The 23,853-nt window shown below is 67.6% G+C and carries 32 protein-coding genes; 24 read left to right on the forward strand and 8 right to left on the reverse strand.

Going from position 1 to position 23,853, the window contains the following annotated elements; genetic code table 11:
* Positions 1–51: 51 nt before the first annotated feature.
* From narH to narI, 3 genes are read left to right on the forward strand one after another with little or no spacing between them, the layout of a single operon-like run.
* Entirely contained in the window at positions 52–1,794 is a 1,743-nt protein-coding gene (narH, locus tag ACH49X_RS07195; RefSeq protein ID WP_357208443.1) for a nitrate reductase subunit beta, read from the forward strand.
* Positions 1,791–2,471, forward strand: a complete 681-nt coding sequence (gene narJ / locus ACH49X_RS07200) for a nitrate reductase molybdenum cofactor assembly chaperone (protein ID WP_195081948.1) — start codon at positions 1,791–1,793, stop codon at positions 2,469–2,471. The genes narH and narJ overlap by 4 nt, the downstream gene beginning before the upstream one ends.
* Positions 2,468–3,226 (forward strand): respiratory nitrate reductase subunit gamma, encoded by a 759-nt coding sequence (narI, locus tag ACH49X_RS07205; RefSeq protein ID WP_357208380.1) that lies wholly within the window; start codon positions 2,468–2,470, stop codon positions 3,224–3,226. Before narJ ends, narI begins: the two co-directional genes overlap by 4 nt.
* Positions 3,227–3,292: 66 nt before the next feature.
* Here the strand turns inward: narI and ACH49X_RS07210 are convergent, their stop codons facing one another.
* Entirely contained in the window at positions 3,293–3,748 is a 456-nt protein-coding gene (locus ACH49X_RS07210) for a VOC family protein (RefSeq protein ID WP_357111438.1), read from the reverse strand.
* Positions 3,749–4,067: 319 nt separating this feature from the next.
* Between ACH49X_RS07210 and ACH49X_RS07215 the strand changes: the two genes are divergently transcribed.
* Genes ACH49X_RS07215 through ACH49X_RS07260 form a run of 10 tightly spaced genes read left to right on the forward strand, consistent with a single transcriptional unit; the run spans position 4,068 to position 9,438 of the window.
* On the forward strand, positions 4,068–4,841 hold the full coding sequence (locus tag ACH49X_RS07215) for a hypothetical protein (protein WP_357208383.1): 774 nt from the start codon (positions 4,068–4,070) through the stop codon (positions 4,839–4,841).
* A 6-nt stretch (positions 4,842–4,847) separates the two neighbouring features.
* On the forward strand, positions 4,848–6,020 hold the full coding sequence (locus tag ACH49X_RS07220; protein ID WP_357208386.1) for an SRPBCC family protein: 1,173 nt from the start codon (positions 4,848–4,850) through the stop codon (positions 6,018–6,020).
* Entirely contained in the window at positions 6,017–6,427 is a 411-nt protein-coding gene (gvpJ, locus tag ACH49X_RS07225) for a gas vesicle protein GvpJ (RefSeq protein WP_157112160.1), read from the forward strand. The genes ACH49X_RS07220 and gvpJ overlap by 4 nt, the downstream gene beginning before the upstream one ends.
* Positions 6,427–7,188 (forward strand): GvpL/GvpF family gas vesicle protein, encoded by a 762-nt coding sequence (locus tag ACH49X_RS07230; RefSeq protein WP_195081953.1) that lies wholly within the window; start codon positions 6,427–6,429, stop codon positions 7,186–7,188. Before gvpJ ends, ACH49X_RS07230 begins: the two co-directional genes overlap by 1 nt.
* A 4-nt stretch (positions 7,189–7,192) precedes the next feature.
* Positions 7,193–7,426, forward strand: a complete 234-nt coding sequence (locus ACH49X_RS07235; protein WP_195081954.1) for a gas vesicle protein GvpG — start codon at positions 7,193–7,195, stop codon at positions 7,424–7,426.
* Between the two features lie 28 nt (positions 7,427–7,454).
* Positions 7,455–7,775: a gas vesicle protein GvpO gene (gene gvpO / locus ACH49X_RS07240; protein ID WP_357208389.1), complete on the forward strand. Its 321-nt coding sequence runs from the start codon at positions 7,455–7,457 to the stop codon at positions 7,773–7,775.
* A complete protein-coding gene (locus tag ACH49X_RS07245; protein WP_355156045.1) occupies positions 7,772–8,155 on the forward strand; it encodes a gas vesicle protein in 384 nt (127 codons plus the stop codon). The genes gvpO and ACH49X_RS07245 overlap by 4 nt, the downstream gene beginning before the upstream one ends.
* Complete coding sequence (locus ACH49X_RS07250; RefSeq protein ID WP_357208392.1) at positions 8,152–8,934, forward strand: GvpL/GvpF family gas vesicle protein; 783 nt, start codon at positions 8,152–8,154, stop codon at positions 8,932–8,934. Before ACH49X_RS07245 ends, ACH49X_RS07250 begins: the two co-directional genes overlap by 4 nt.
* The gene (locus tag ACH49X_RS07255; protein ID WP_195081958.1) at positions 8,931–9,146 is read left to right on the forward strand and encodes a gas vesicle protein; all 216 of its coding nucleotides are present in this window, start codon (positions 8,931–8,933) and stop codon (positions 9,144–9,146) included. The genes ACH49X_RS07250 and ACH49X_RS07255 overlap by 4 nt, the downstream gene beginning before the upstream one ends.
* Positions 9,139–9,438: a gas vesicle protein K gene (locus ACH49X_RS07260; protein WP_195081959.1), complete on the forward strand. Its 300-nt coding sequence runs from the start codon at positions 9,139–9,141 to the stop codon at positions 9,436–9,438. Before ACH49X_RS07255 ends, ACH49X_RS07260 begins: the two co-directional genes overlap by 8 nt.
* A gap of 76 nt (positions 9,439–9,514) precedes the next feature.
* Here ACH49X_RS07260 and ACH49X_RS07265 read toward each other — a convergent pair whose 3' ends face one another.
* The 4 genes from ACH49X_RS07265 to ACH49X_RS07280 form a co-directional block, all read right to left on the reverse strand.
* Positions 9,515–9,697: a DUF397 domain-containing protein gene (locus ACH49X_RS07265; RefSeq protein WP_195081960.1), complete on the reverse strand. Its 183-nt coding sequence runs from the start codon at positions 9,695–9,697 to the stop codon at positions 9,515–9,517.
* Between the two features lie 63 nt (positions 9,698–9,760).
* A complete protein-coding gene (locus tag ACH49X_RS07270; RefSeq protein ID WP_195081961.1) occupies positions 9,761–9,967 on the reverse strand; it encodes a DUF397 domain-containing protein in 207 nt (68 codons plus the stop codon).
* A 71-nt stretch (positions 9,968–10,038) separates the two neighbouring features.
* Positions 10,039–10,245 carry a DUF397 domain-containing protein gene (locus ACH49X_RS07275; protein WP_195081962.1) on the reverse strand — a complete coding sequence of 69 codons (207 nt, stop codon included), beginning with the start codon at positions 10,243–10,245 and terminating at the stop codon, positions 10,039–10,041.
* Positions 10,235–11,128: a helix-turn-helix transcriptional regulator gene (locus ACH49X_RS07280; protein WP_323124390.1), complete on the reverse strand. Its 894-nt coding sequence runs from the start codon at positions 11,126–11,128 to the stop codon at positions 10,235–10,237. The genes ACH49X_RS07275 and ACH49X_RS07280 overlap by 11 nt, the downstream gene beginning before the upstream one ends.
* A gap of 304 nt (positions 11,129–11,432) precedes the next feature.
* On the opposite strand from ACH49X_RS07280, the gene ACH49X_RS07285 reads away from it, so the two are divergent.
* From ACH49X_RS07285 to ACH49X_RS07315, 7 genes are all read left to right on the forward strand, one after another.
* Positions 11,433–11,855, forward strand: a complete 423-nt coding sequence (locus ACH49X_RS07285; protein ID WP_357208394.1) for a DNA-directed RNA polymerase subunit beta — start codon at positions 11,433–11,435, stop codon at positions 11,853–11,855.
* Entirely contained in the window at positions 11,845–12,078 is a 234-nt protein-coding gene (locus ACH49X_RS07290) for a hypothetical protein (RefSeq protein WP_195081965.1), read from the forward strand. The genes ACH49X_RS07285 and ACH49X_RS07290 overlap by 11 nt, the downstream gene beginning before the upstream one ends.
* Positions 12,075–12,284 (forward strand): hypothetical protein, encoded by a 210-nt coding sequence (locus ACH49X_RS07295; protein ID WP_195046694.1) that lies wholly within the window; start codon positions 12,075–12,077, stop codon positions 12,282–12,284. The genes ACH49X_RS07290 and ACH49X_RS07295 overlap by 4 nt, the downstream gene beginning before the upstream one ends.
* Positions 12,285–12,556: 272 nt before the next feature.
* Entirely contained in the window at positions 12,557–13,288 is a 732-nt protein-coding gene (locus tag ACH49X_RS07300) for a TVP38/TMEM64 family protein (protein WP_357208396.1), read from the forward strand.
* Positions 13,289–13,543: 255 nt separating this feature from the next.
* Positions 13,544–14,860, forward strand: a complete 1,317-nt coding sequence (locus ACH49X_RS07305) for a glycosyltransferase 87 family protein (protein WP_357208399.1) — start codon at positions 13,544–13,546, stop codon at positions 14,858–14,860.
* A gap of 72 nt (positions 14,861–14,932) precedes the next feature.
* Positions 14,933–15,550, forward strand: coding sequence for a DUF1109 domain-containing protein (locus ACH49X_RS07310; protein WP_357208401.1), 618 nt, complete (start codon positions 14,933–14,935; stop codon positions 15,548–15,550).
* A 68-nt stretch (positions 15,551–15,618) separates the two neighbouring features.
* Entirely contained in the window at positions 15,619–16,017 is a 399-nt protein-coding gene (locus ACH49X_RS07315; protein WP_357208404.1) for a hypothetical protein, read from the forward strand.
* Positions 16,018–16,137: 120 nt separating this feature from the next.
* On the opposite strand, the gene ACH49X_RS07320 is transcribed toward ACH49X_RS07315, so the two are convergent.
* Positions 16,138–16,584 (reverse strand): cupin domain-containing protein, encoded by a 447-nt coding sequence (locus ACH49X_RS07320; RefSeq protein ID WP_357208406.1) that lies wholly within the window; start codon positions 16,582–16,584, stop codon positions 16,138–16,140.
* Positions 16,585–16,684: 100 nt separating this feature from the next.
* Here ACH49X_RS07320 and ACH49X_RS07325 point away from each other — a divergent pair, with 100 nt between their 5' ends.
* Both ACH49X_RS07325 and ACH49X_RS07330 read left to right on the forward strand, forming a co-directional pair.
* Positions 16,685–17,368, forward strand: coding sequence for a TetR family transcriptional regulator (locus ACH49X_RS07325; RefSeq protein ID WP_323124389.1), 684 nt, complete (start codon positions 16,685–16,687; stop codon positions 17,366–17,368).
* An 84-nt stretch (positions 17,369–17,452) separates the two neighbouring features.
* Positions 17,453–19,156, forward strand: coding sequence for a metallophosphoesterase (locus ACH49X_RS07330; RefSeq protein ID WP_195081972.1), 1,704 nt, complete (start codon positions 17,453–17,455; stop codon positions 19,154–19,156).
* A 6-nt stretch (positions 19,157–19,162) separates the two neighbouring features.
* On the opposite strand, the gene ACH49X_RS07335 is transcribed toward ACH49X_RS07330, so the two are convergent.
* The gene (locus ACH49X_RS07335; RefSeq protein WP_357111402.1) at positions 19,163–19,492 is read right to left on the reverse strand and encodes a TfoX/Sxy family protein; all 330 of its coding nucleotides are present in this window, start codon (positions 19,490–19,492) and stop codon (positions 19,163–19,165) included.
* A 338-nt stretch (positions 19,493–19,830) separates the two neighbouring features.
* Between ACH49X_RS07335 and ACH49X_RS07340 the strand changes: the two genes are divergently transcribed.
* Together ACH49X_RS07340 and ACH49X_RS07345 are read left to right on the forward strand one after the other, a co-directional pair.
* Entirely contained in the window at positions 19,831–22,146 is a 2,316-nt protein-coding gene (locus tag ACH49X_RS07340; protein ID WP_357296651.1) for a hypothetical protein, read from the forward strand.
* Between the two features lie 89 nt (positions 22,147–22,235).
* Complete coding sequence (locus tag ACH49X_RS07345; protein WP_350909390.1) at positions 22,236–22,847, forward strand: chloramphenicol phosphotransferase; 612 nt, start codon at positions 22,236–22,238, stop codon at positions 22,845–22,847.
* A gap of 94 nt (positions 22,848–22,941) precedes the next feature.
* Here the strand turns inward: ACH49X_RS07345 and ACH49X_RS07350 are convergent, their stop codons facing one another.
* Positions 22,942–23,850 carry an NAD-dependent epimerase gene (locus ACH49X_RS07350; protein WP_357208411.1) on the reverse strand — a complete coding sequence of 303 codons (909 nt, stop codon included), beginning with the start codon at positions 23,848–23,850 and terminating at the stop codon, positions 22,942–22,944.
* Between the last annotated feature and the right edge of the window lie 3 nt (positions 23,851–23,853).

Here is a 23,853-nt window from a genome sequence, read left to right on the forward strand (position 1 = left end):
GCGGCACGGCACCATCCACCGACGCGAGAAAGCGGTACTGACATGCGCGTCATGGCACAGCTGGCCATGGTGATGAACCTGGACAAGTGCATCGGCTGCCACACCTGCTCGGTCACCTGCAAGCAGGCGTGGACCAATCGCGGCGGCACCGAGTACGTCTGGTTCAACAACGTGGAAACCCGCCCCGGGCAGGGGTATCCGCGGCAGTACCAGGACCAGGAGAAGTGGAAGGGCGGCTGGACGCTGAACAAGCGCGGCAAGCTGACCCTGAAGTCCGGGTCCCGGCTGAAGCGGCTGCTGAACATCTTCGCCAACCCGGATCTGCCCACGGTAGAGGACTACTACGAGCCGTGGAGCTACGACTACGACAACCTGCTGTCCTCCCCGCCGGTGGACACCACGCCGGTCGCGCGGCCCAAATCGCTGATCACCGGCGAGGACACGAAGGTCACCTGGGGCGCGAACTGGGACGACGACCTCGGCTCCGGCCCCGAGCAGGTCGGCAGGGACCCGCTGCTGGCGAAGCTGTCGGAGCAGGTGAAACTGGAGTTCGAAGAGACCTTCATGTTCTACCTGCCGCGCATCTGCGAGCACTGCCTGAATCCCTCCTGCGCGGCCTCCTGCCCGTCCGGCGCGATCTACAAGCGCGCCGAGGACGGCATCGTGCTGGTGGATCAGGACAAGTGCCGCGGCTGGCGGCAGTGCGTGTCGGGCTGCCCGTACAAGAAGATCTACTTCAACCACAAGACGGGCAAAGCGGAGAAGTGCACCTTCTGCTACCCGCGCGTGGAGGTCGGCATTCCGACGGTGTGCTCGGAGACCTGCGTCGGGCGGCTGCGCTACATCGGCGTCATGCTCTACGACGCCGACGCCGTGCTCGAGGCCGCCTCGGTCACCGACGACAAGGATCTCTACCCGTCGCAGTTGGGGGTGTTCCTCAATCCCCATGACCCCCGCGTGATCGCGGAGGCGGAACGGGCCGGCATCTCGCCGGAATGGATTCAGGCGGCGCAGGATTCGCCGGTCTACAAGCTGATCGTGGACTACCAGATCGCGCTGCCGCTGCATCCGGAGTACCGCACCATGCCGATGGTCTGGTACGTGCCGCCGCTGTCGCCGGTGGTGGACGTGCTCAGCGAGACCGGTCACGACGGCGAGAACGTGTCGAATCTGTTCGGCGCCATCGACGCGCTGCGCATTCCGGTGGAGTACCTGGCCGAGTTGTTCACCGCGGGCGACGTGGGGCCGGTGCGAGCGTCGTTGCAACGCCTCGCGGCCATGCGCTCCTTCATGCGGTCGGTGAATCTCGGCGAGGAACCGGACCCTTCCATCGCGCCGTCGGTGCGGCTGGAGCCGGAAGAGATCGAGGCGATGTACCGGCTGCTGGCCATCGCCAAGTACGAGCATCGCTACGTCATTCCGACGGGTGCGGGAGCTCGCGCGCACGAACTGGACTCGCTGGCCACCGGGTGCAGCCTGGACACCGACGGCGGTCCCGGCATGACGGCGTTCGACCAGATGGTGGAGAAGTTCCACCTCACCGACACCAACGGCGCCGCGCCGGAGCAGAAGTCGGGCCGGATCAACCTGTTGAACTGGGACGGCAAGAGCACCGATGGCCTGGTGCCGAGCAATGGCGCCGCGAACGGCAACGGGCACGCCGACGGCACGAGCAACGGGCACGCGGGTAACGGACACGCGAACGGCGCGGGCAACGGGGTCGCAGGCAACGGGCACGGTGCGGGCAGCGTCGCGGGTGACCCGGCCTCCGCGCCGAGCGGAGCGGGGCGATGAGCCTGCTGAAGTTGCGCCGCCGCCCGGAAGCGGTGGTCGAACTCGCCCAGCGCGACCGCCAGCTGGTGTGGCGCATGGCCGCATTGCTGCTGGACTACCCGAGCGAGCAGACGCTGGCCATGATCGGCCAGTTGACCAGCGCCGCGACAGGTTTGCCCGACGAGGTGCGCGCGCACCTGGACGAATGCCTCGACTACCTGCGGACCACCCCGCCGCTGGAACTCGCGGCCGCCTACGTCGCGACCTTCGACATGCGCCGCCGCGCCAGCCTGCACCTGACCTTCTACGCCTACGGCGACACCCGCAAGCGCGGCATGGCGCTGCTGCGGTTCAAGCACGCCTACCGGCACGCCGGTGTGGAACTCGGGGACGAAGAGCTGCCCGATCACCTGCCGGTGCTGCTGGAGTTCGCCGCGACCGTCGACCCGATCGGCGGCGAACGGCTGCTCGGCGAGCACGTTCCGGTGCTGGAACTGCTGCGGCTCTCCTTGTCGGACAACAACTCTCCCTACGCGGGCGTGCTGGCGGCGATCGGGGCGACGTTGCCGCCGCCGACCACCGCCGACCGCAGGCGCATCGCCGAACTCGCCGCCCAGGGCCCGCCCGAAGAGGAAGTCGGGCTGGAACCTTTCGCGATGGACCCCTCCCTGTTCGACGGATCGGAAGGCCGACGATGAACGCAACGCCGCATCTGCCCGTCTCGCTGTGGCTGATCCTGCCGTACGTCGCGTTCACCTCGTTCCTGCTCGGGCACCTGTGGCGCTACCGCAACGACCAGTTCGGCTGGACCACCCGCTCCTCGCAGATCTACGAGAGCCGCCTGCTGCGGCTGGGCAGCCCGCTGTTCCACTTCGGCATGGTCGGGGTGTTCGGCGGGCACGTGCTCGGCGTGCTGATCCCGGAATCGTGGACCTCGGCGATCGGCATTTCCGAGCACGTCTACCACGTGATCGCCGTCGGGGCCGGCTCGGTGGCCGGTCTGGCCGTGCTGGCCGGCGTCGGCATCCTGCTCTACCGTCGCTTCACCGTTCCCGCCGTCCGCAAGGCGACCACGGGCAACGACAAGCTGATGTACGTGCTGCTGGCCGCGGCGCTGATCACCGGTCTGCTCAACACCTGGGGCAGCAATCTGCTGTGGGGCACCTACAACTACCGCGAGACGGTGTCGCCGTGGTTCCGCAGTCTGTTCACGCTCAGCCCGCGACCGGAGCTGATGGTGGACACCCCGTGGACCTTCCAGCTGCACGGGCTGGTGGTGCTCGCCCTGATCGGGCTGTGGCCCTACACCCGGCTGGTGCACATGTTCAGCGCACCGGTCGGCTACCTGGTGCGGCCGTATGTGGTCTACCGCAGCAAGGAATACAACGCTCCGGACAAGCGCCGCTACGCCCGTGCGTGGGACGCCCCCGTGACGCCCGAACACTGGCGCTGACGACGCCGCGAGACCCCGCCCGGACAACGGCGTCCCGGCGGGGTCTTCGGCGTTCGCGGCGCGTGATCAGGCGTTGTCGTAGGCGTTCTGGAGCGCCGCGAGATCGAGCTTGGACATCGACCGCAAGGCGGTGCCGACCGCGATGGTCTTGGCCGGATCGTCACCGCCCATCAGCTTCGGCAGCGCCGAGGGCACCACCTGCCAGGACAGGCCGTAGCGGTCCTTCAGCCAGCCGCACGGGCCGGGCTCGCCGCCGTCCGCGGTGAGCGCGTCCCACAGTCGGTCGACCTCGTCCTGGGTGTCCACGACCACTTGCAGCGACGCGGCATCGGTGTGCGGGTGATCCGGTCCGCCGTTCATCAGCGTGACCGCCTGACCGTCCAGGTCCAGCGAGACGATGAACGCCGAACCGTCGGAATCGCGGGAGACCTCGACCACCCGCGAGTTCGGGATCACCGCGGCGTACATGGCGGCGGCTTCCTCGGCGGCGTTGTCGAACCAGAGGAACGTGTTGACGGACATGATGTGCTCCTGTGCTGTGGTGTGACTTGCTGTCACCTACCGGTCGGAGCCGCCCGCTCGCCTTCGACATAGTTCGCGAAGATTCCCGAACTATTTTTCCGGCAGTGTCCACTGCTCTCTGCCAAGTGGTCGCTGACCAGCCTCGACAGACCCATCTGATCACCAGTTTTCGCAGGCAAAGACATCGACCTCATCGATAACCAGGCATACGCTGAAGTTTGGCCGCCGCAATGTGGTCTACCCCACTTCTGGGGACGTCAAGTCTCGACGCCCCGGCTTCGCCGGTGCGGTGGCAGTCGAGGCGAGCAAGGAGTGAGTGATGAAAGGCGGAGGAAGAATTGCGTTAGGGGTCGGCATCGGTTACCTGCTGGGCCGCACCCGCAAGATGCGCTTCGCGTTGTCGCTGGCGGGCGCCGCGATGGCCCGGCGGTCCGCGGGAGGGCCGGGGGATCTGATCGGGCGCGGGACCGAGTTGCTCAAATCGACGCCGGAGTTGACCCGGATCACCGACACCGTGCGTGACGAACTGCTCGGCGCGGCGCGCGCGGCAGCGGTCACCGCGGCGAGCAATCGCATCGACGCGCTCAGCAACCGGTTGCAGCAGGGGGCGACGCTCCTGGCGGACCAGGATCGGGGCGGCTCGCGGGCGACGGATTCCGACGAGGGCGAGTACGACCAGGAGTCGGACGAGTACGAGGAGGAAGCGCCCGAGGACGAGGACGAAGAGCAGGCTCCGGAGGACGAGTACGAAGACGAAGACGAAGACCAGGGCCCCGAGGACGAGTACGAAGAGGAGAACGAGGCCCCCGAGGACGAGGACCGGGCCCCCGACGACGAACTCGAAGACGAATACGAGGACGAAGACCAAGCGTCCGACGAGGAAGACTCCGACCGAGACGCCGAAGAAGAGGACGCCGAACGGCCCGCCGCGCGGGGGCGTGCTCGCCGGTCGAGCACCGCCGCCAAGCGCGGAGCGGGTTCGCCGACAGCGGATCGCTCGTCCGACTCCGCGGACCGCAAGCCGTCCGGTACCCGTGGCCGCCGAAGTCGCGCCGAGGCCGGTCAAGCCCCCGTGCGCCGGACGAGGAGGTGACCGGCGATGGCGAAGATTCTGCGTGACGCGACGGCTGGTGTCGGCAAGGTAGCCGCCGACACCGCGAGCCGGGCCACCCAAGCCGCGACCGGAGCGGGATCATCCGCGAAGAAGGCGGGAGCCTCCGCCAAGAAGGCCAGGTCCTCCGCCAAGAAGAAGGCGCCACCTCCCCCGACCGGCCTCTTGCAGCAGTCGGTCCAGAACCTCACCGGAGCATTGGCCGAACGTGCGGTGGCCGGGCTCACCAACCAGGTGTCGAAGACCGCGGGCCGGTTGACCGAGTACGCCGAGGGCAGCGGCGGCGGGAACCTGCTGTCGGCGCTGACCGGCGTGCAGAAGCTGGGTGAAGGCGCCTCGCCGTTGAGCGCGGTCATGAGCATGGGCAAGACCAAGATCGGCCACTCGCTGCGCGAGCAGTTCGACACCGTCAAGCAGTCGCTGACCGGCGGCAAGGGCAAAGGCGGCGGCAAGAAGATCAAACTGACCAACATCGTCGAGCACATCGACGTCGGCGTTCCGGTCGATCTGGCCTACGACCAGTGGACCCAGTTCGCGGATTTCCCGAAGTTCACCAAGAAGCTCGAGCAGGTGGAGCAGGTCGCCGACGAGAAGCTCAGCTGGACCGGCAAGGTGTTCTGGTCCCGGCGCACCTGGGAATCCACGATTCTCGAGCAGGTGCCGTTCGAGCGGATCATCTGGCGTTCCAAGGGGCACAAGGGCTACATCGACGGCGCGGTCACCTTCCACGAGATCGCACCGGAGTACACCCGCATCCTCGTGGTGCTGGAGTACCACCCCCAGGGAGTCTTCGAGAAGACCGCCAATATCTGGCGCGCGGCCGGCCGCCGCTGCCGCCTGGAACTGAAGCACTTCCAGCGGCACGTGATGACCGAGTCGGTGTTGCACCGTGACGACATCGTCGGCTGGCACGGCGAAATCCACGAAAGCAAGGTCGTCAAGGACGACGAGACCGCACGACGCGAGGAACAGGAGAACAGCGAGCAGGACGAAACGGATCGGGAACCGGACGAGGAAGAGCAAGACGAGACCGACGAGCAAGAGACGGACGAGCGAGACGAGGACCGGGAAGCCGGAGAGCGGCGTCCGCGCCGTCGACCCGCCGCCCGCCGCAGCACGGTGACCCGCCGGTCGCGTGAGAAGCGAGGAGCACACGCATGACAATCGAACCCGCAGGCGGCGGAGGCGGTGGCGGAGCGGGCACGATGGCGCGCCCGAACTCCTCCAGCCTGGCCGACGTGATCGACACGATTTTGGACAAGGGACTTGTCATCGACGCGTTCGCACGCGTGTCGCTGGTCGGCATCGAACTGGTGACCATCGACGCCCGCGTCGTGGTGGCCAGCGTCGACACCTATCTCCGTTTCGCCGAGGCCGTCAACCGGCTCGAGATCTCCACCAGCGAACCGAAGGGTTTGACCGACATCGTCGGCGACGTCACGCAGGGCGCGGCGAAGCACAAGACACAGGGCGCGCTCGAGGCGGCGGGCGAGAAGGTCATGGACTTCCTCGGCGACGTGCAGGACAAGCGCCAGACGGCGAACAGGCCCAAACGTAGGGAGGGCTGATGACCACCGGTCAAGCCGCCGTATACGTCTACGGCATCGTGCCCGCCGACGTGGAGCCCGAGCCGCATGCCAGCGGCGTCGGCGATCCACCCGGCGAGGTGGGAGTGGTGCGGCACGGCGAGATCGCCGCGTTGATCAGCAGGCTCGAATCCGATCGACCGCTCGGCACGCCCGACGACCTCACCGCGCACGCCGAGCTGCTGGACGGCTCGGCTGCCGTCGCTCCGGTGCTGCCGCTGCGCTTCGGCGCGGTGATGACCGACACCGAGGCGGTGGAGAACGAATTGCTCGGGGCGAACGAAGCCGAGTTCCGCTCCGCTCTGGAGCAGTTGGAGGGCCGCGCGCAGTTCGTGGTCAGAGGCCGTTACGTCGAGAACACCATCCTCCGGGAACTGCTCGAGGAGAACGCCGAAGCCGCCCGGCTACGCGACGCGATCCGCGACAAACCGGAGGACGCCACCCGCAACGAACGCATCGCGCTCGGCGAGATGATCAACCAGGCCATCGAGTCCAAGCGCGCCGCGGACACCCGCAAGGTGGTCGACGCGCTCGAGCGGTTCGAGCCGTTGGTCAACTACCGCGACCCCACCCACGAGGAGGAGGCCGTGCACATCGCGCTGCTGGTCGAACTGGAACGGCAGCAAGAGCTGGAGGAGACGCTGCGCGAGCTCGGCGAGGAGTGGGACGGCCGGGTCGAGCTGAATCTGCTCGGCCCGATGGCGGCCTACGACTTCGTGGCGAAGCGCGGACCGGAGGGGTGAGGACATGTTCGGCGTGGTCACATCGATTCTGTCGTTGCCGTTGGCGCCGGTCCGCGGGGTGATCTGGCTGGGCGAGTTGATCCAGGACCAGGTGGACCAGAAGATGCACGATCCCGCCCTCATGCGCCGCGAACTAGAGGAGATCGATGCGGCCGCGGCCGCCGGTCGATTGTCGGAAGAGGAACGCAGACAAGCGCAGCAGGCGGTGCTGGACCGCATGACCGGTCGGCAGGCGTGACCGCCACCGGCCGGAAGGAGTGATCCGTGTGGCACGCAAGACCACTTCCGAGGACGTCCATTCGGGCTCGGACGAGCCGCCTCCCGCCACTCCGGCGCAAGCCGCCGCGGTGGCGGTCGGACACCTCGTGGACCTGACATCGAAACAGGTCGAGGGCGTCACCTCGATGGAACCGACGGAGGACGGCTGGGTGGTGGAGGTCGAGGTGCTCGAGGACCGCCGCATCCCGTCGTCGGCCGACATCCTCGCGCTCTACGAAGTAGAGATCGATCTCGACGGAAACATGCTGGCCTACCGCAGAACCAGGCGCTACGGGCGCGGTAGCACCGACATCGGGGCCCGGTCATGACGGTGGCTCCCGGCGGATCGTCCGCACCGCAGCCGCTCGGCGGGCATTCGTCGACGAACCTCGCCGACATCCTCGAACGAGTGCTCGACAAGGGTTTGGTGATCGCGGGCGACATCCAGGTGAACCTGCTCGACATCGAACTGCTCACGATCAAACTGCGGCTGGTCATCGCGTCCTTGGAGACGGCCAAGTCCGTCGGCATCGACTGGTGGGAGAGCGATCCCTGGCTCAACAGCAAGGCCCGCACGCTGGAACGGCAGGATCGCGATCTGGAACTCGAGAATCAGAAGCTCCGCGACCGGATCGCCGAATTGGAGAGCGCGAAGCGGCAACCGCAACCCATCGAGCGTCGCCGCCAGCCGAGGGAAGAACGCTCGTGACGGATCTCGGGGTCTGGCTGTACGCGGTGACACCCGGCCGCGAGGCGGAGGAGCTGGGCGGATTGACCGGCGTCGCGGGCGAGCCGGTGCGCGCGGTGGTCGTGGACGGTCTGACGGCGATCGTCGGCTCGGTGCCGCTCGAGGTGTACGGCGAGCAACCGCTGAAGGCGCGGCTGGAGGATTTGGATTGGCTGGAAGCGACGGCCCGCGCGCACGACGCCGTCGTCTCGGCCATGGTGCGCCGGGGTCCGGTCGTTCCGCTCCGGCTGGCGACCGTGTTCCTCGGTGACGATCGGGTCCGCGATTTGCTGACCGAACGGCGAGCCGACTTCGCCGCCGCGCTGGAGCTGGTCAGCGGCCGCACCGAGTGGGGCGTGAAGGCCTACGGCGATCGCGCCGCCCTGACCGCCGCCGTGGCCGAGGCCCGCACCGCGAGCGAAGGCAAGGGCGCGGGAGCGGCGTATCTGGCGCGGCGGCGGGCGCAACTGTCGGCGCAGGAATCCGTGGAACGCGACGCGGCGCAGCGTGCGGAGCAGATCCACAACCGCCTGCTCCGGCACGCCGCGGCGGGACGACGCCAAGCGCTGACCGACCCGGCGCTGAGCGGCCGCCGGGATTGGTTGGTGCTCAACGGGACCTACCTGGTGGACGACGATCGCACCGACGATTTCGCCACCGCGGTCAAGGCGCTCGGTGACGAGTTCCCCGGCATCCGCCTCGAACTCACCGGTCCGTGGCCGCCGTATTCGTTCGCCGGTGTGGAACGAGAACCGGCATGACGGTCGATGAAGAGCGCCGCGTCGCGCTGGTCGATCTGCTGGATCGGGTGCTGGCCGGCGGCGTGGTGATCACCGGGGACATCAAGCTCGCCATCGCGGACGTGGACCTGGTCCAGATCTCGCTGCGCGCACTCATCTCCTCCATCAGCACCCTGTCCGGATCACTCGGACCCGCGACGCATCCCGCGCTGGAGCCCCCCGGCGATGACTGAATTCGGCGGCATCCCACCCCGTATCGACACCGAGCCCGAATCCGTAGAGCGCGGTTTGGTCAGCCTCGTCCTCACCCTGGTCGAACTGCTCCGCCAACTCATGGAGCGTCAAGCGATCCGCCGCGTCGACGCCGGCGACCTCACCGACGCCCAGATCGAACGCATCGGCACCACCCTCATGCTCCTGGAACAACGCATGGAAGAACTACGCGACCACTTCGGCCTCACCCCCGAAGACCTCAACATCGACCTGGGCCCACTCGGCACCCTCCTCCCCCGCGACCCACCCTGAACATCAAGATCAACGGCACATGGTGGAGAGCTCTTCTCGGCAAACGCCACAGCCATGTGCCGTTGATCTTGAAGGCTTAGAGGGTCGCGGTGAAGGCGTCCCACGCGGCGGGGGTGAAGACCAACGCCGGGCCGGTGGGGTTCTTGGAGTCGCGGACGCCGACCATGCCGCCTGCCAGATGGGCGACCTCGACGCATTCCTTTCCCCCACCGCTGCGGCTGCTCTTGAACCAATTCGCATTCGACAGGTTGACGTGCACGTTTGTACTCCCCTATTGGTGTAAGAAGCTGGCGAGAGCGACTACCGCGCACCATGCATCGGTCTACGAGCGGTCGAACTCGCCGCACACGAGACCGCTGGTGAAGGCATCCCAGTCGCCGGACACGAAGATTAACGCCGGGCCAGTCGGGTTCTTCGAGTCTCGGACACCGACCATCCCGCCTGCCAAGTGCGCGACCTCCACGCATTCCTGGCCGCCGCTGCTGTAGCTGCTCTTGAACCAATGCGCCTTCGACAGGTTGACGTGCACCTTCGTACTCCCTGCTGGTGAATGAACCGGATAGTGTGTGCGCGAGAGCGGCTGGCTTTCCCCGCCTCCAGCTACGAGCGGTCGAACTCGCCACCCACGACACCAGCGGTGAAGGCGTCCCACTCGCCAGGCGCGAAGACCAGTGCTGAGCGGGTCGGATTCTTGGAGTCCCGGACAGCGACCATCCCGCCTGCCAGATGGGCGACCTCCACACAATCTTGGCCGCCGCTGCTGTGGCTGCTTTTGAACCACTTTTCTCCGGATAGGTCAATGTCCACGTTCGTACTCCTTCGCCAACTGACGCAACAGATCTCGGCTGGGTTGAACATCGAGCGCGGCTCGGTGGATCACCCAATATGCGTCACGGTACCGGTCTATATCACTGACCCGCTCCAGGAAGAGCCCTCCTGTGAAGCTTTCGACGTAGACGACACTGGGCTCCTCCGGCTGACCCTTCTTGTCCGTATCGAAGTCCAAGATCAGGAACGGGCCGGTGGATGTTCCGACCGGCAACCCGGCTCGGAATGGCAACACCCGAATGTCGACATTCGGAAGAGTGCTGAGATCCGCAAGGTGGCGCGACTGGGCAGACATCACCTTCGGTGAGCCGATCACCGTTCGCAGCACGGCCTCGTGCAGTACCGCACTGAACGTCGCCGGACGACGCCTCCGAGCAACCAGCCCCTGCCGACGTAGACGAAGCTCGACGCGGCGGTCGATCTCCTCTTGCGAGTCATTGGGGAAGTACAAGATGTCGAGAGCACGAGCATAGTCCGCGGTTTCCAGCAGGCCAGGTACGACAGATGGTTGGAATTGGGTGAGCTGAGCCGCCGAAGACTCCAGTCCCATGTACACATCGAACGCCGGTGTGATCAACGATCCATAGTCGTGCCACCACGATTTCACCGGTATCTGTTCAGCCAGCGACAGCAGGTCCGCAGTCCGCTCCTCGCCTAGCTGGTACTGCTCGCATAGCAGCCGGATGTCGTGCGACCTGACCTTCTCCGTCTGTCCCTTCTCCAGACGTTGCAGCGTGCTCTTGCCCCACTCCATGAGCTTCGCGGATTCGATCAAAGTCATGCCGAGCGCCTCTCGCGCGTCGCGCAGATGGCGGCCGAGTTGGCGACGCGGCAGCGTGCTGCCGGTCTCGTCCTCTGACAAGCCTTCCCTCCCGAGGTCGTCCGAGTTCCCTGTCGGGGAAATGGTGACACCTCTCATGGGCAACCTGCTGGGAAATGGGCTGTCTTTCTTGGGTTCCCACATTACTTCTCCCAGGACCAAGCACTTCTCGTCTGCTTACCCCGCGTCTTGGCGAGAGCGATTTCTCCCCACCGAGGAGACCTCTCCAAGTCTGGGCGCATGACCAGCAACAGATCCGAGGGGAGCGCCGATGGCGATGCAATCGTTCGGGGACACACCGCGATCCAGGTGTCAGTACTACCGGCGCGAGTGCGATCTACCCGCCGTGATCGACCCGCCCGAGTTGGGGCGGATCGTCCTGCGAGCCGGGTACGTGTCCGGGGTGACGATGCCCACCCGCCTGGGGCAAGCCGTGAAAGCTCATATGCAGAGTCGGAACATCACGCTCGGACCCGTTGTGGCACATCCGCGTTCGGGTCGCTGGACGTTCCTCGTCGTCGCGGACCTGCCCGAGGACGACCGGCTGTTCGCTGAACTGTTCCGGCTGGACGTGAGCGTGTCCCGGTGCGGAGCGACGATCGCGCTGCCCTCGCCCACTGCCTCGTCCGGCGCGATCCGCCAGTGGATAGTGCCGCCGCGCGGACCGCACCGGCCATCGGGGCGCGTCGTGCTGGAAGCCATTCGCGCATGGGCTGATCAGATGCCGGACCGCCGTCGCGGGCTCAGGGCGGTGTCCAGTGCGCGATGACCGTGTCATCGTCCCCTTCCGCACCGATCGAACGCTTCCAGTGCGGTCCCGGTTCGCCCACGACAACCCGCACTGGCCGGTGTCCGGCCGCAAGAACGCGATACGAGCCCTCGACCTCCACTGTGACTGCGACTATCACACCTGCTCCACCCTCGTCGCCGCCGTGATCGTGAGCCGAGAGGATTTCCGCTACTTCCGCGACCGCGAATCGGAGCGCCCGTGACCTCCCCGCGCCCCGACGAACCCGATGTCCGCCTGTCCATATTCCTGCACGGCATGCGCTTCGACTTCGTCGCCTGCCTCACCGCCGCCCTGCTGTTCGTCCAGGAACACCAGACCCGCCGCTACACCGATGCGGTGACCGTAGCGATCACCGACACCAGCGGCCTACGCCGCCTACCGAACGAACGACTGTATCTGGAACCCTGAATCGACGGCAGCTCCTTCGATCACCAGTCGCACGCCCACCAGCTGAACAGTGCGCCCCTGACCAGGCGCAGGAAACCGGGTACAGACCCCGCCGGTTCGCGACCGGGTTTCCACAGAAGCGCGGAGATTCGGGATTCACACCCCGGTCGGCCACCGCCGATAGCTCAAACCGTAGAGCCCCGCTTCGTGATCGTGCCCCCGTACTCCGGCGGCGGGCACTCTGCGCCCTCGACGCGAACGTCCGGCCAGCTCGAGGCAGGATTGCGGGCAGCATGACGGACAACGACGGCACCTTTCGCACCGGACGACGGCGGCACATCGCGCGGCTGGCGCTGTTCGTCGTGTTCCTGTTCGGAATGTTCTATCTGGTCGCCGTCGCCGGAGTGATCGACGTCGAACGTGTGCGCGACGCGATCGCCGCGACCGGACCCGCGGCCCCGTTCGCCTATCTGGTGGCCTCGGCGGTGCTCGGCGCGATCTTCGTGCCCGGCCCGATGCTGGCCGCGGGAAGCGGTCTGCTGTTCGGTCCGCTGGTCGGGACGTTCGTGACGCTGGGCTCGGCGGTGGGCACGGCGATCATCACCAGCTTCCTCGGGCGGCGGGCGGGCCGCGAAAGCGCGCGCGGATTGCTCGGGGCGGAGCGCGCCGAACGCATCGATGCGCAGATCGAGCGGCGCGGACTGTGGGCCGTCGTCGGCCAGCGCTTCGTGCCCGGCATCTCGGACGCGCTCGCGTCATACGTGTTCGGCGCGTTCGGAGTCCCGCTGTGGCAGATGGCCGTCGGAGCGTTCATCGGATCGGCCCCGCGCGCCTTCGTCTACACCGCGCTCGGCGCGTCCATCGGCGACCTGTCGGCCCCGCTGGCCTACACCGCCATCGCGGTCTGGTGCGCCACCGCGATCATCGGAGCCTTCGCCGCCCACCGCGGATACCGCAGCTGGCGGGGCGGCGCGAACCGCGAGCCAGAAGCTGCGCCGGATCGCTGCGGGGACTCGAACAAGTAGACCTACCTGCGCCGACTGTTGCGATTCCCCCACACGATGTGGCCCTACGCCTAACCCGGCTCGGACACCGAGAAAAAACGATCGGTCAACCGTTACGTCCCTCACCGCTTGCCCATTGCTGACGCGAGACGGCAAGCGCCTCTTCCAAATACGCGACCCCGATGACTCCAAGCGCATGCTGCTGCGAAGCTGTCGGCGTGCTTGCTAGCGTTTGTCGCGAACGTTTCGTTCCGGCCGACGATCCGGGGGTGCGGCTTGCGCAGTGACGATGTGGATGAAATCGCGGTGCCGGCTCGCTGGGCGGTGCTCGCGCTCGCGGGCGGCGTGTGCGCGCTGATCGTCCAAGCGGTGTTGGTCCCGTTGTGGGCAGCTCCGCAATTCGGATTGCTGGTCAACCAAGGCGATCTGGAGATCTACCGCAGCGGCGCTTGGCAACTGCTGCATCGGGACCCGCTGTACGCGGCTCCGGTGCCTCCGGGTGGCTGGTTCACCTATCCGCCCTTCGCGGCGATGTGTTTCGTTCCGCTGGCGCTGCTCTCGTTCGACACGGCGCGGATCGCGGGGTTCGCGATCACCTGTTTCGCCTTGTTGGCCACCGTCTGGCGGTGCTGGCGGGTGCTCGGCTACCGCGGCGACGCGCGCCTGGCGGTGTTCTGCCTGGGCTTGGCGGCGGTCGCGGTGGACATCGAGGCCGTGCGGGGGACGTTGTGGCAGGGCCAGGTGAATCTGGTGCTCATGGCGATCATCGTGTGGGATTTGACGCCTCGCAGGTCAGCGCGTTTCCGTGGGTGGTCGGTGGGAGTGGCGACCGGCGTGAAACTGACCGCGATCGTGTTCGTCCCCTATCTGATCGTCACGCGACAGTGGCGGGCGGCGGCCACGGCGCTGACGACCACGGCTGCCACCATGCTGCTCGCTTGGCTGGCGGCGCCGTCGGACTCCCGTGAGTATTGGTTGCGCGCGGTGCGCGATACCGATCGGATCGGGCCGGTGACGCATCCGGGCAACCAATCGATCAACGGGGTCTTGGCCAACATCTGGGCACCGGCCACGGTGCCGATCTGGACATGGCTGCTGTGCGTATCGATCGCGGCGGCACTCGGTTTCGCTGCCGCGTGGGCGGCCCACCGACTGCGCCAGGAACTGCTCGGGTTGGTCGTGACCGGACTGATCGGCTGCGCGATCCCGCCGTTGGCTTGGGGGCATCACTGGGTATGGTTCGTGCCACTGCTGATTCTGCTGTCGCACTGTGCGATTCGCGAGCGTTCCCGTATCCGGACAGTTCTCGCGGCGGCCACGGCGACGAGTGCCGCCGCCGCCTCGATGTGGTTCACCACCGTCGTTTTCACCGAAATCGAACGACTCGACCTCACCGGCGCACCGAGTTACATCCCGGCCATGAACGCCGCGGTGGAACGAATGCCGCAGTGGTTCCGGGCGGTCGTCTGCGGTGTTCCGCCCGCGATCTATCTCGCGGTGGTGACCGCCGTCCTCGTCTCTTGGCTCCGCTCGCGCCGAGCCAGCAACACCGTCGGCACACAGCCGCCGATCCCGGTCTCGAGCCACAACTAGGGCACGTTCGAAAATCCCCGATCGTCCCTGTGCCGGTGTTCAGGACCACTGCGGCGCGGTACTTTCGGCCCGGTGAGCAACCGGGAGCCCGATGGCCGGGCATTGGTAGACCAGGATGAGCCGAACAGGGCTCCCGGGCCGATTCACCTGGCATTCACCTTCGTTCCAGTCGTTGTGTTGGTGTGCGTCTACTACGACTGGTGGCCGTCCCGCTACGGCTGCTTCGCCTGGGCCGATCCGCTGTTGTTCGGCGCTGCGGCCGTACTCGTGCTCCTCATCTGCGGTGCGGTATGGGCGGTCCGAACGCTGTATGTCGTAGGTAGGCGCCGGACATGGTCATGGTGGATCGCGGCTGCCCCCGCGATGATCTTCGCGGTCGCGGGCACCATTGCGCTCCTGCCTCGCCCGTCGTTCGAAGACACCCGTCCGCAGTTCGAGCAGGTGGCCCTGGACCTACTGGCGAGCTCGGAATCTTCACGCTCCCGTTTCGAAATCGGCCGGTTCGACATCAGCTATGCCAGGAAAGACCCCGACGGAGCCGTGTACTTCATCGAGGATGGCGGGCTCGGGCTCACGGTGAGCAACGGGTGGGCGTACTCCCCTCATGGCACACCGGTCGGCTTCGACGACTTCACCGCAACTCACCTCGGCGGCCCGTGGTACGAGTTCACCGCTGTGTGGCGTAGCTGACGTCGCCGCCTGCTCACCCCTGGGAGCATCGAGCATTCCAGACCAGCTGGTATGACAGGCTGTCCGTCATGTCCACCCGGGCCTCCACCTCGCCGAACCTCACCGACCATGGACGTACCGCCTCGATTCTGCGGTTCACCACCGAATTGATCGCCTGGATCGCCACCCCGCTGGCACTGGCCGATCACTCGCTCGTGCTCGCGGTCGCGGCGTTGGTCCTGCTCATCGGGCTGCCGACCCTCTTCGCCACCCCTGGCGACAAGAAACAGGTCCTCATCCCTGTCCCCGGCGCAGTCACCATCGGACTCGTCGTGCTCCAACTCATCGCCGCCGTACTCGCGTCCTGGGCCACCTGGCCGGCCTGGCCGGCCGTCGTCGTCACCACGCTGACGGTCATCACGACGATCACCGAACTGCCACGTTGGCGCTGGCTCCTCGGGGCGTCGGCCCATCCCGCCGGTCGGTAACCCTGGCACGGGTCGAATTCTCGGCTGCCGACACCGTTGCGGTGCCCGCGCCGCCGGATCGCCCGACCGCCGACACCCCGACGCCAGCGGGTCGGACAGCCGCCCATGCGACCGAAGGTCCTACGCGCAGGCCGGGGCTGGTGCGTCGACGAACAGCGGTTCGCCCGTGGGCGGGGCGTAGACGACGTCGAGGACCAGCGGCTCCGCGCCGAGGTTCCGGCCGATGTGCACATTCCATTCACCCGCTGGCTCGTAGATGAACTCGCCGGTGCGGTAGACCGGAGCATCGCAGTCGGGGCCAGGATGGGTGAGCGTCCCCGAGCGGACGAAACCGAAGACCGGGCCGAGATGGTAGTGCCAACCGGTGGAGCCGCCGGGGCCGATGGTGATCTCCCGAACGACCAGATCGGTGCCCGCGACGAACGGCACCAGCCCGGCGGGGATCTGCGCCTGGCCGAGGGTGACGGCGGTGATGTCGCTACCGGGCGTCGCGTCGGCGGGCGCCGCGCTCACCAGCGCACCGGCGAGCGCAACCGGCATCGCGGCGACGCGAAGAAAGAGCGTCATCCTGGCAGCTTAGCCACGTCGGCGGCAGCGGAACGCCCGTTCGCCGAACGCCGCCGCGGCGACGAGCACCCGCGCCGCGATCCTGGATTACCGTACGTACGTGGCCAGGACAGACGAAGCGGATTCCACGGCGAACATTCTCGACGCCGTGGTGTCGCTGCTCGAATCGGACGGCTACGACGCGGTCCAACTGCGTGCGGTCGCCCGGAACGCGCACGTCTCCCTGGCCACGGTCTACAAGCGATACCCCACCCGCGACGACCTGATGCTCGCCGCCGTCGAACGATGGATGGCGACCAATACCTACGCCACCCCCGCCCCGGCCATCGAAGGCGAGAGGCTGGCCGATGGCCTGATGCGGTTGTTGCGCTACGTATTCCAACCCTGGGAACGCAATCCCCGAATGCTCGAAGCCTACTACCGCGCGCGCTCGGGCCCCGGCGGCCGGCGACTGGACGCGCAAGGCTTCGACGCCGTGCTGCCCGCCGCGAGCGCTCTGCTCGCCGATGCCGATCCGGACTACGCCGCCGATATCGCGCTGGTGCTGACCAACATGATCTACGCGCTGATCGGCCGCTTCGCCCACGCCGATCTCGACATCGCCGAAATCCTGCCCGCCATGGAGCGCACTGTGCTCAGGCTGACCGGGAACAACGAACCGCTGGCGGCTGCCGCCGGGTCCGCGCGACCGGGCGCGCCGCAGTTCCCGTGGAGCGCTTCGCTGGTCTCCCCGTTCTCTCCAGGTCCTCCCCGGGATTCGAAGCAATCGCCGGAACCGGAATAGCGAAACCGACTGTTCACGAGGTATTCCCGCCCGCGGCGCGATGTCGAGTTGCTCCGCGCGCCTGCCCGGTAGAGCATCTGCCGTATGCCGTCCACACCGCTGAATCCAGCAGGCGACATTCCGGACACCGGAATTCCCGGCCGTCTCGCTGCCCACATGACCATGACCGAGCAGCACGAATGGCACCGCTCCTACCTGCGCCGTCGCCCGGTGTCGCGGCGCAACATCCTGCGCGGCGCCGCCGCGGCGGCAGCGGTGGCCGCGGTCGGCACGACGCCGTTCGGCAGGCGCGCCTACGCCGAGGAGGCGCAGCTCGCGGTGGGCGGACGGCGCGTCGCCTTCGGGCCGGACGCGGCCAGCCAACTGCGGTTCGCGGCGCAGCTCTCGCGGCGTCCGGCAGGCGCCACGGTGTATCTCGACCACGGACCGACGCCTGCGCTGGGCGCGACGGTCGAGGCCGAGGTGCGCAACCTGCTCACCCAGCTGCCCACGGCCGACGGCGGCGTGCTCGCGGCCGAACAGTTCTACGTCCACGCCCCGGTGGACGGCCTGCCCGGACGGGTGCCGCACTTCTACCGGTGGCGGACCTCGGACGGATTCGTCGGCGACATCCGCGCCGCCGCGCCCGCGATGCCCAGCGCACGCCCAGCGGTCCTTCCGTTCCGGTTCACCATGATGGGCGACCAGGGCACCGACGAGACCCCGGCGTTGCCGGAGGGCGTCGCTCCCGGCGACTACGACGACAAGTACTACAGGGCCGACAACGATCCCGCCGCCCCGCACGCGAGCAATGTGCTGCGCCAGATCGCCGCCGCACGTCCGGATTTCCACATCCTCGCGGGCGACATCGCCTACGCCGACCCCTCCGGCGCGGGCAAGCCGGGACAGTTCGCCGCGCACGGAGCACGACCGGCGAGCGGTTTCGACAAATACAACCCCTACGTCTGGGACGTCTACTTCAACGCCATCGAGCCCAGCGCCGCCCAGACGCCGTGGATGTTCGCCACCGGCAACCACGACATGGAGGCGACCTACGGCGACCACGGCTACGGCGGGCATCTGGCGCGCCTGGACTTCCCCGGCAACGGTCCGGCGGGCTGCCCCTCGGCGTACACGTTCACCTACGGCAATGTCGCGGTGCTCTCCCTGGACGCCAACGACGTCACCTACGAGATCCGGGCGAACAGCGGCTATTCCGGTGGGGCGCAGACCAGTTGGGTGGAGCGCACCCTGGCCGCCCACCGCGCCGACCCCGACATCGATTTCATCGTCTGCTTCTTCCATCACTGCGCGTATTCGACCACCGAATCGCACGCCAGCGACGGTGGCGTGCGCGACGCCTGGGTCGGGCTGTTCGACCGGTACCAGGTGGACCTGGTCCTACAAGGCCACAACCACGTCTACGAGCGCACCGATCCGCTGCGCGGCGGACAGGCGACGAAGGTCGCGGGCGACAACTCGATCGTCTACCCGGAGACCGAGGGCACCGTCTACTACACCGTGGGCGGCGGCGGGCGCCCACGCTACGAATTCCAGCCCGGATCGCAGGAGACCTTCCGCGGCAACGAGCTGGCCGACACCTCGGTGCCCAACAGTTATGTGTGGACGCCGGGCGGCGGCAAGCAGGACGAAGCCGCGCCGTGGTCACGGGTCCGCTTCCGCAACTACTCGTTCCTGCGCGTCGACGTCCGGCCGGGCGTGTTCGCCAGTGAGATGGACGTGGTCGCGGTGGACGAGTACGGCCGCGAATTCGACCGCGTGCTTTTCCGGCGGCAGGTCAGGGCCTGATCCGGGCTATTTCTTCTTGGGCGGTAGGGTCCGGGCGTAGGCGACGCCGCGCTCGACCCATTCCCGCAGCACCTCCTCGTCGTCGACGGCGGTGACCCGCAGCCAGCCGGCCATTTCGCGCCCACCCATGACCATGGGCTGCACCGCGTCACCGACGAGCCGCTCGCCCTCGTCGGGGTCCACCCGCACCAGCAGACCGCCCTGCCCGCTGGCGGCCACCGCCATATTGCCGCCGATCAAGAAGGCCAGGCCGCCGAACATCTTCCGCTCGGTGAGCTCGGGGCCGGGCGCGATCAGTTCCCGGATTCGCTCGGCCAGCTCCTCGTCGTATGCCATGACGGCATTGTTCACCTGCTGTCCGACAGTCGGGTGATCCGCGACCGGACACGGCCCCGTGTCCTCGTCCCCGGGCGCACACCGATGACGAGAGATGCGCCCACCGCGTGAAATACCTTGCATTCCAATGACTTCGACGCACACCACCAGTGGGCGAACGAGGTACGTACGTACACTCCCGAGCCGCCTGGATGTCATTGGACGTTCAAGCGGATGTTTCCGTCCCTGTCTGTAATACAGGCGTGAGACGGGGGCGAGGTGCCATCGGCGTTCGCGCGCAACCCGTTTCGGTAGTCGCAGTAGACCGCGCCCCCACAGACGGGACGAAGGACCCTTTCGTGCACATCTGCCTTCCGGCGGTGCGACCACGCACTGTCCGCCTCAGTTCGACCGAGCGGCATTCGACAGGAGTCCTGCGCGAGTTCCCCATAACTGTATTGCTCACCCGAGCTGCGCGCTGGTGGCCGCTTTCCCGGGCGAGCGCGTGGCGGCGACGGGCGTTCTGGCTCGCGCTGAGCGTCTTCGCGCTCTTCGTCTTCCCCGGCTTCCTCGGTGCGCTGGCCTTCGCCCAGGACGCGGCGGGCGGCACGTCCGGAACCTCCGGCATCGATGGGCTCAGCTGGATGAACATCCACGACTCGTCGGGCATCCCGCTGTCGGACTACCGGTTCGCCACCGGTGACGAGAGCCTGCTGAAGCCGCGCACCACCATTCTGTGGGCCGTGCTGGGCCTGGAGTTCATCGGTTACATAGCCATCGTGACGACCGCCATCTGGTTGATCGGTTACGCGCTGAGCTTCCGGTGGCTGGACATGTTCAGCTCGGCCCTGCACGGCGTGGCCGACGCGCTCACCGCGCAGATCGCGACACCGATCATGCTGGTCACGGCGGCCACCATCGGCGCGGTCTGCGTCGGATGGTTCGTCGCGCGCGGCTACCACGCCAAGGCCACCATGCAGGTGGTGACGATGGTCGGCGTCGCGCTGCTGGGTCCGTTGTTCCTGGCCGAGCCTCTGGCGGACGTGCTGTCCTCGCACGGGTTGCTGGCGCAGGGCCGCGATCTCGGTATCTCGGTGGCCGCCGGACTGAACGGGAACGCCGACCCGAACCCGACCCAGTTGGTGGCCACGATGCAAAGCGATCTGGCCGACAATTTCGCCCGGCAGCCACTGCAGGTGTGGAATTTCGGGCACACCGTCGACCAGCGGCCCGCCTGCCGATCGGCGTGGTCGTCGGGGGTGGCGGCAGGCGACGACTCCCGGGTGATCAGCGGCCTGAAATCCTGCGGCGACACCGCAGCGCACGCGAAGGCCGAGAATCCATCGATGGGACAGGTCGCGACCGGGCTGATGCTGTTGGTCTGCGGCGGCATTCTGCTGGCCTTCGCGATGTATCTCGGCATGAAGGTCATCAAGGCCGCGCTGGACACGATCTATCACGGGTTCATGTCGATATTCGGCTTCGCGGCGGGCGGATTCGTGTACGGCCCGACCCAGACGTTCCTGGTGCGCAATATCGTCGACAGCTTCGTCGCGGCGGCGCGAATGACGGCGTACACGATATTCCTCGGCGTCTACGTGTTGTTCATGGGCAATCTGTTCGCGCAGGCGCGCGGACAGGTCATGGCGGTGATCATCATCGCGGGCACCGTCGAGATCGTCGCCGTCTTCCAGCTCAAACGCCTCAGCAGCGGCCTCAGCCGGGGCAACGAGTGGATCGCCAATCGCTTCGCACTCGCGATGCAGGGCAGTGCGGGCAAGTCGGCGAGCGGCGGGACCGCCCTCGGGATGGGCGGTGGCGGCGGCGGTGGGAAAACCGCGCCCGGCATGGGGTGGGTGACCACGCTCGCCACGCTCAACACCGTCAACTCCTCGCCGGTGACGGCGTGGCTGGCCGGCGGGCGGGTCAATCCGTTGAATCCGCTCTCCGGCACCAGGAGGACGATCGAACGCTCCACCAGAAGGATCCTGGCCAGCCGCGAAGCGGGCTACGTCGAGCATCAGTTGTCGCGTACCAACTGGCGGGGCGTCGCGGTCGACGCGGCCCAGTCGGTCGGGGGCATACACACTCAGCTCGGTGTCTCACGGGCGTTGAAGGTGCTGCGAGACAACAAGGTTCCCGATTCGCGGGTGCATGCCGTGCTGCTGTCCTCCGGCGCGAGCCACGAGATGGTCACCCATGCGTTCACGGCACATTCCGTCCAGGAGTCGACGGCGTCGCAGAACCCGTACAGCTTCGCTCCGTTGCAAAAGGCGATCGCGGCGGCGTGGGCGGTGGACAACCACGTCGACCACGAGGCGCGCGACGCCTTCGCCGCCCAGGCGGTGATCGCGGCCGACAGCTTCGTCCGGCACAGCAACGCGCCCGCCCCCAACGCGAACATCGATCACGCGTTCGTGCGGCGGGTCGAGCGGAATTGGCATTCCGACCGCGCACTGCGAGCGGCGATCACCCCGGACGAGTGGGACAACGCGGGCCGCGACACCCGGTGGGCGATCGGCCACCGGGTCGCGACCATGCACCAGGAGGCCGCCCGCGAGTACTACGCGAACCCGAACAACATGACCCGCGAAGCCCTGATGCGGTCGGCCAGACGCGTCGCCAACCTCGACCACCTCGATCCAGAGGGCGGACTCGACCCGTGGAACCCGTGACGAGCCGGGCTGTCCCGTGCACGGGCTCCTACGGCCGCCACTCTTCGCCGGGTGCCCCGGCCCGCCGGACGACGCGGTAGCGTGACCGGATGCGCAGCGTCGAACTGCCCAGCCGCGTCATCTTCCTCAACGGAACATCGAGCTCGGGCAAGACGACTTTGGCGCGAGCCATCCAGGACGAGAGCGACATCCCGTTCGTCTATTGGGGGATCGACACACTGTTCCACCTCGTACCGCCGAACTGGGGCGGCGGACGTGGCGGTCCGCTCAGCCGGGAGGGCTTCTGGTACGACCGCGGCCGGGACGCGGACGGCAGCCCGAAGGTGGTCATCCGCTACGGCGAGGTCGGGTGGCGAATGCTGCGCAATGCCTGCGCCGCGGCCGCCGCCTTCGCCCACGGTGGCGATCACTTGGTGATCGACGAGATGTTGCTGACACCGGATCTGCTGCCGATCTGGATGGCCGCGTTGGACGGGCTGGAGGTGCAGCTGGTGCGCGTCACCTGCCCGCTCGCCGTAGCGGAGCAGCGGGAGCTGGGACGCCGCAATGAAAATGGTCTGGCGCGCGGGCATTTTCACCTTGTGCACCAGCACGGCGCCACCTACGACACGATCGTCGACACCAGCACGGGCGCCCCGGCCGAACTCGCCAGAGCCGTCCTACGACGACAGCAGTTCGCGGGGAAGGCGACGCCTTCCTGACCGATGTCCGCGCTCGCGGGCCCCACCTTGTCGGCGCAGACCTCGACCGCGGACCGCGCCGCCGCGAGTCACGGCGCGTAGGCCCGCATCGCGCTCAGGCCGCGCGCACCACCTGCGCGAACACGTCGTCCGGATCGGATGCCTTCAGGCCGAACGTGTCCCGGATGGCGGAGTCGTCGACGGTGAAGCGCGCGTGCGACATGTGATAGGTCTCGAACAGCTCGGCCCAGAACGGGTCGGTCAGGCCGAGCAGCGTCAGTTCGCGATCGCTCATGACCGCAAGTCGCGGCTCCGGCGCCCCGGCCGCCGCGGCGAATCGCCCGGCCAGCTCACGCGCGCTGGCGGTGATGACCGGCGCGTGCCAGGCACGGCCCCACGAGCGCTCGTCGCGGGCCACCGCGACCGCTGCCGCCGCGTCACCGATCGCGGTGTAGGCGTGCGGCAAATCGAGTTCCTGCGGCAGCAACGCCAACTGTCCGGCCAGGATCTTCGGCTGAGCGAGCAAGGAGAACAACGAGATCGCGCCGGGACCGACGAACTGCCCCGCCCGCACCTCGGCCACGCGCACCCGGCCCGCCCGGTGCGCCTCCTCGGCTTCCCGCCACATCCGCGCACGCACCCGCCCTTTCGGTCCGGTGGCCGCCAGCGGTGACTGCTCGGTGACCAGGCCGTCGGCCGGACCATAGCCGTACAGATTGCCGAGCATCACGTAGTTCGCACCGGTCCGCTCAGCGGCGGAACGAACGGAGCCGAACAGTGGCGGAACGGTCTGCGGCCAGGTGTGATAGGCGGGCATCGCCATGTTGAACAGTGTTTCGGCGCCCTCGGCGACGGCGGTCAGCGCAGCCGTGTCCAGAGCGTCCAGGGCGACTCGCTCGATGTTCGGGTGCTCGGGTCCGGCACCGCTGCGGCTGACGATGCGTACCCGATCGCCGGACTCGGCCAGTAGCGCGGCGGTGGCCGAAGCGGTCGCGCCACGTCCGACGATGACATGCGAAGGCATGCG

It is taken from the genome of Nocardia sp. NPDC019323 (genome assembly GCF_044389845.1).
Classification (GTDB): Bacteria; Actinomycetota; Actinomycetes; order Mycobacteriales; family Mycobacteriaceae; genus Nocardia; species Nocardia implantans.

Excerpts from the sequence above, each read along its gene's own strand:
- ACH49X_RS07260 (WP_195081959.1), top strand. The coding sequence starts at position 9,139 with ATGACTGAATTCGGCGGCATCCCACCCCGTATCGACACCGAGCCCGAA.
- ACH49X_RS07350 (WP_357208411.1), bottom strand. The coding sequence starts at position 23,850 with ATGCCTTCGCATGTCATCGTCGGACGTGGCGCGACCGCTTCGGCCACC.
- narI (WP_357208380.1), top strand. The coding sequence starts at position 2,468 with ATGAACGCAACGCCGCATCTGCCCGTCTCGCTGTGGCTGATCCTGCCG.
- ACH49X_RS07255 (WP_195081958.1), top strand. The coding sequence starts at position 8,931 with ATGACGGTCGATGAAGAGCGCCGCGTCGCGCTGGTCGATCTGCTGGAT.
- ACH49X_RS07320 (WP_357208406.1), bottom strand. The coding sequence starts at position 16,584 with ATGACGCTCTTTCTTCGCGTCGCCGCGATGCCGGTTGCGCTCGCCGGT.
- ACH49X_RS07315 (WP_357208404.1), top strand. The coding sequence starts at position 15,619 with ATGTCCACCCGGGCCTCCACCTCGCCGAACCTCACCGACCATGGACGT.
- ACH49X_RS07345 (WP_350909390.1), top strand. The coding sequence starts at position 22,236 with ATGCGCAGCGTCGAACTGCCCAGCCGCGTCATCTTCCTCAACGGAACA.
- ACH49X_RS07220 (WP_357208386.1), top strand. The coding sequence starts at position 4,848 with ATGGCGAAGATTCTGCGTGACGCGACGGCTGGTGTCGGCAAGGTAGCC.
- gvpJ (WP_157112160.1), top strand. The coding sequence starts at position 6,017 with ATGACAATCGAACCCGCAGGCGGCGGAGGCGGTGGCGGAGCGGGCACG.
- ACH49X_RS07215 (WP_357208383.1), top strand. The coding sequence starts at position 4,068 with ATGAAAGGCGGAGGAAGAATTGCGTTAGGGGTCGGCATCGGTTACCTG.
- ACH49X_RS07330 (WP_195081972.1), top strand. The coding sequence starts at position 17,453 with ATGCCGTCCACACCGCTGAATCCAGCAGGCGACATTCCGGACACCGGA.
- ACH49X_RS07335 (WP_357111402.1), bottom strand. The coding sequence starts at position 19,492 with ATGGCATACGACGAGGAGCTGGCCGAGCGAATCCGGGAACTGATCGCG.
- ACH49X_RS07210 (WP_357111438.1), bottom strand. The coding sequence starts at position 3,748 with ATGTCCGTCAACACGTTCCTCTGGTTCGACAACGCCGCCGAGGAAGCC.
- ACH49X_RS07230 (WP_195081953.1), top strand. The coding sequence starts at position 6,427 with ATGACCACCGGTCAAGCCGCCGTATACGTCTACGGCATCGTGCCCGCC.
- narJ (WP_195081948.1), top strand. The coding sequence starts at position 1,791 with ATGAGCCTGCTGAAGTTGCGCCGCCGCCCGGAAGCGGTGGTCGAACTC.
- ACH49X_RS07235 (WP_195081954.1), top strand. The coding sequence starts at position 7,193 with ATGTTCGGCGTGGTCACATCGATTCTGTCGTTGCCGTTGGCGCCGGTC.
- ACH49X_RS07300 (WP_357208396.1), top strand. The coding sequence starts at position 12,557 with ATGACGGACAACGACGGCACCTTTCGCACCGGACGACGGCGGCACATC.
- narH (WP_357208443.1), top strand. The coding sequence starts at position 52 with ATGGCACAGCTGGCCATGGTGATGAACCTGGACAAGTGCATCGGCTGC.
- ACH49X_RS07245 (WP_355156045.1), top strand. The coding sequence starts at position 7,772 with ATGACGGTGGCTCCCGGCGGATCGTCCGCACCGCAGCCGCTCGGCGGG.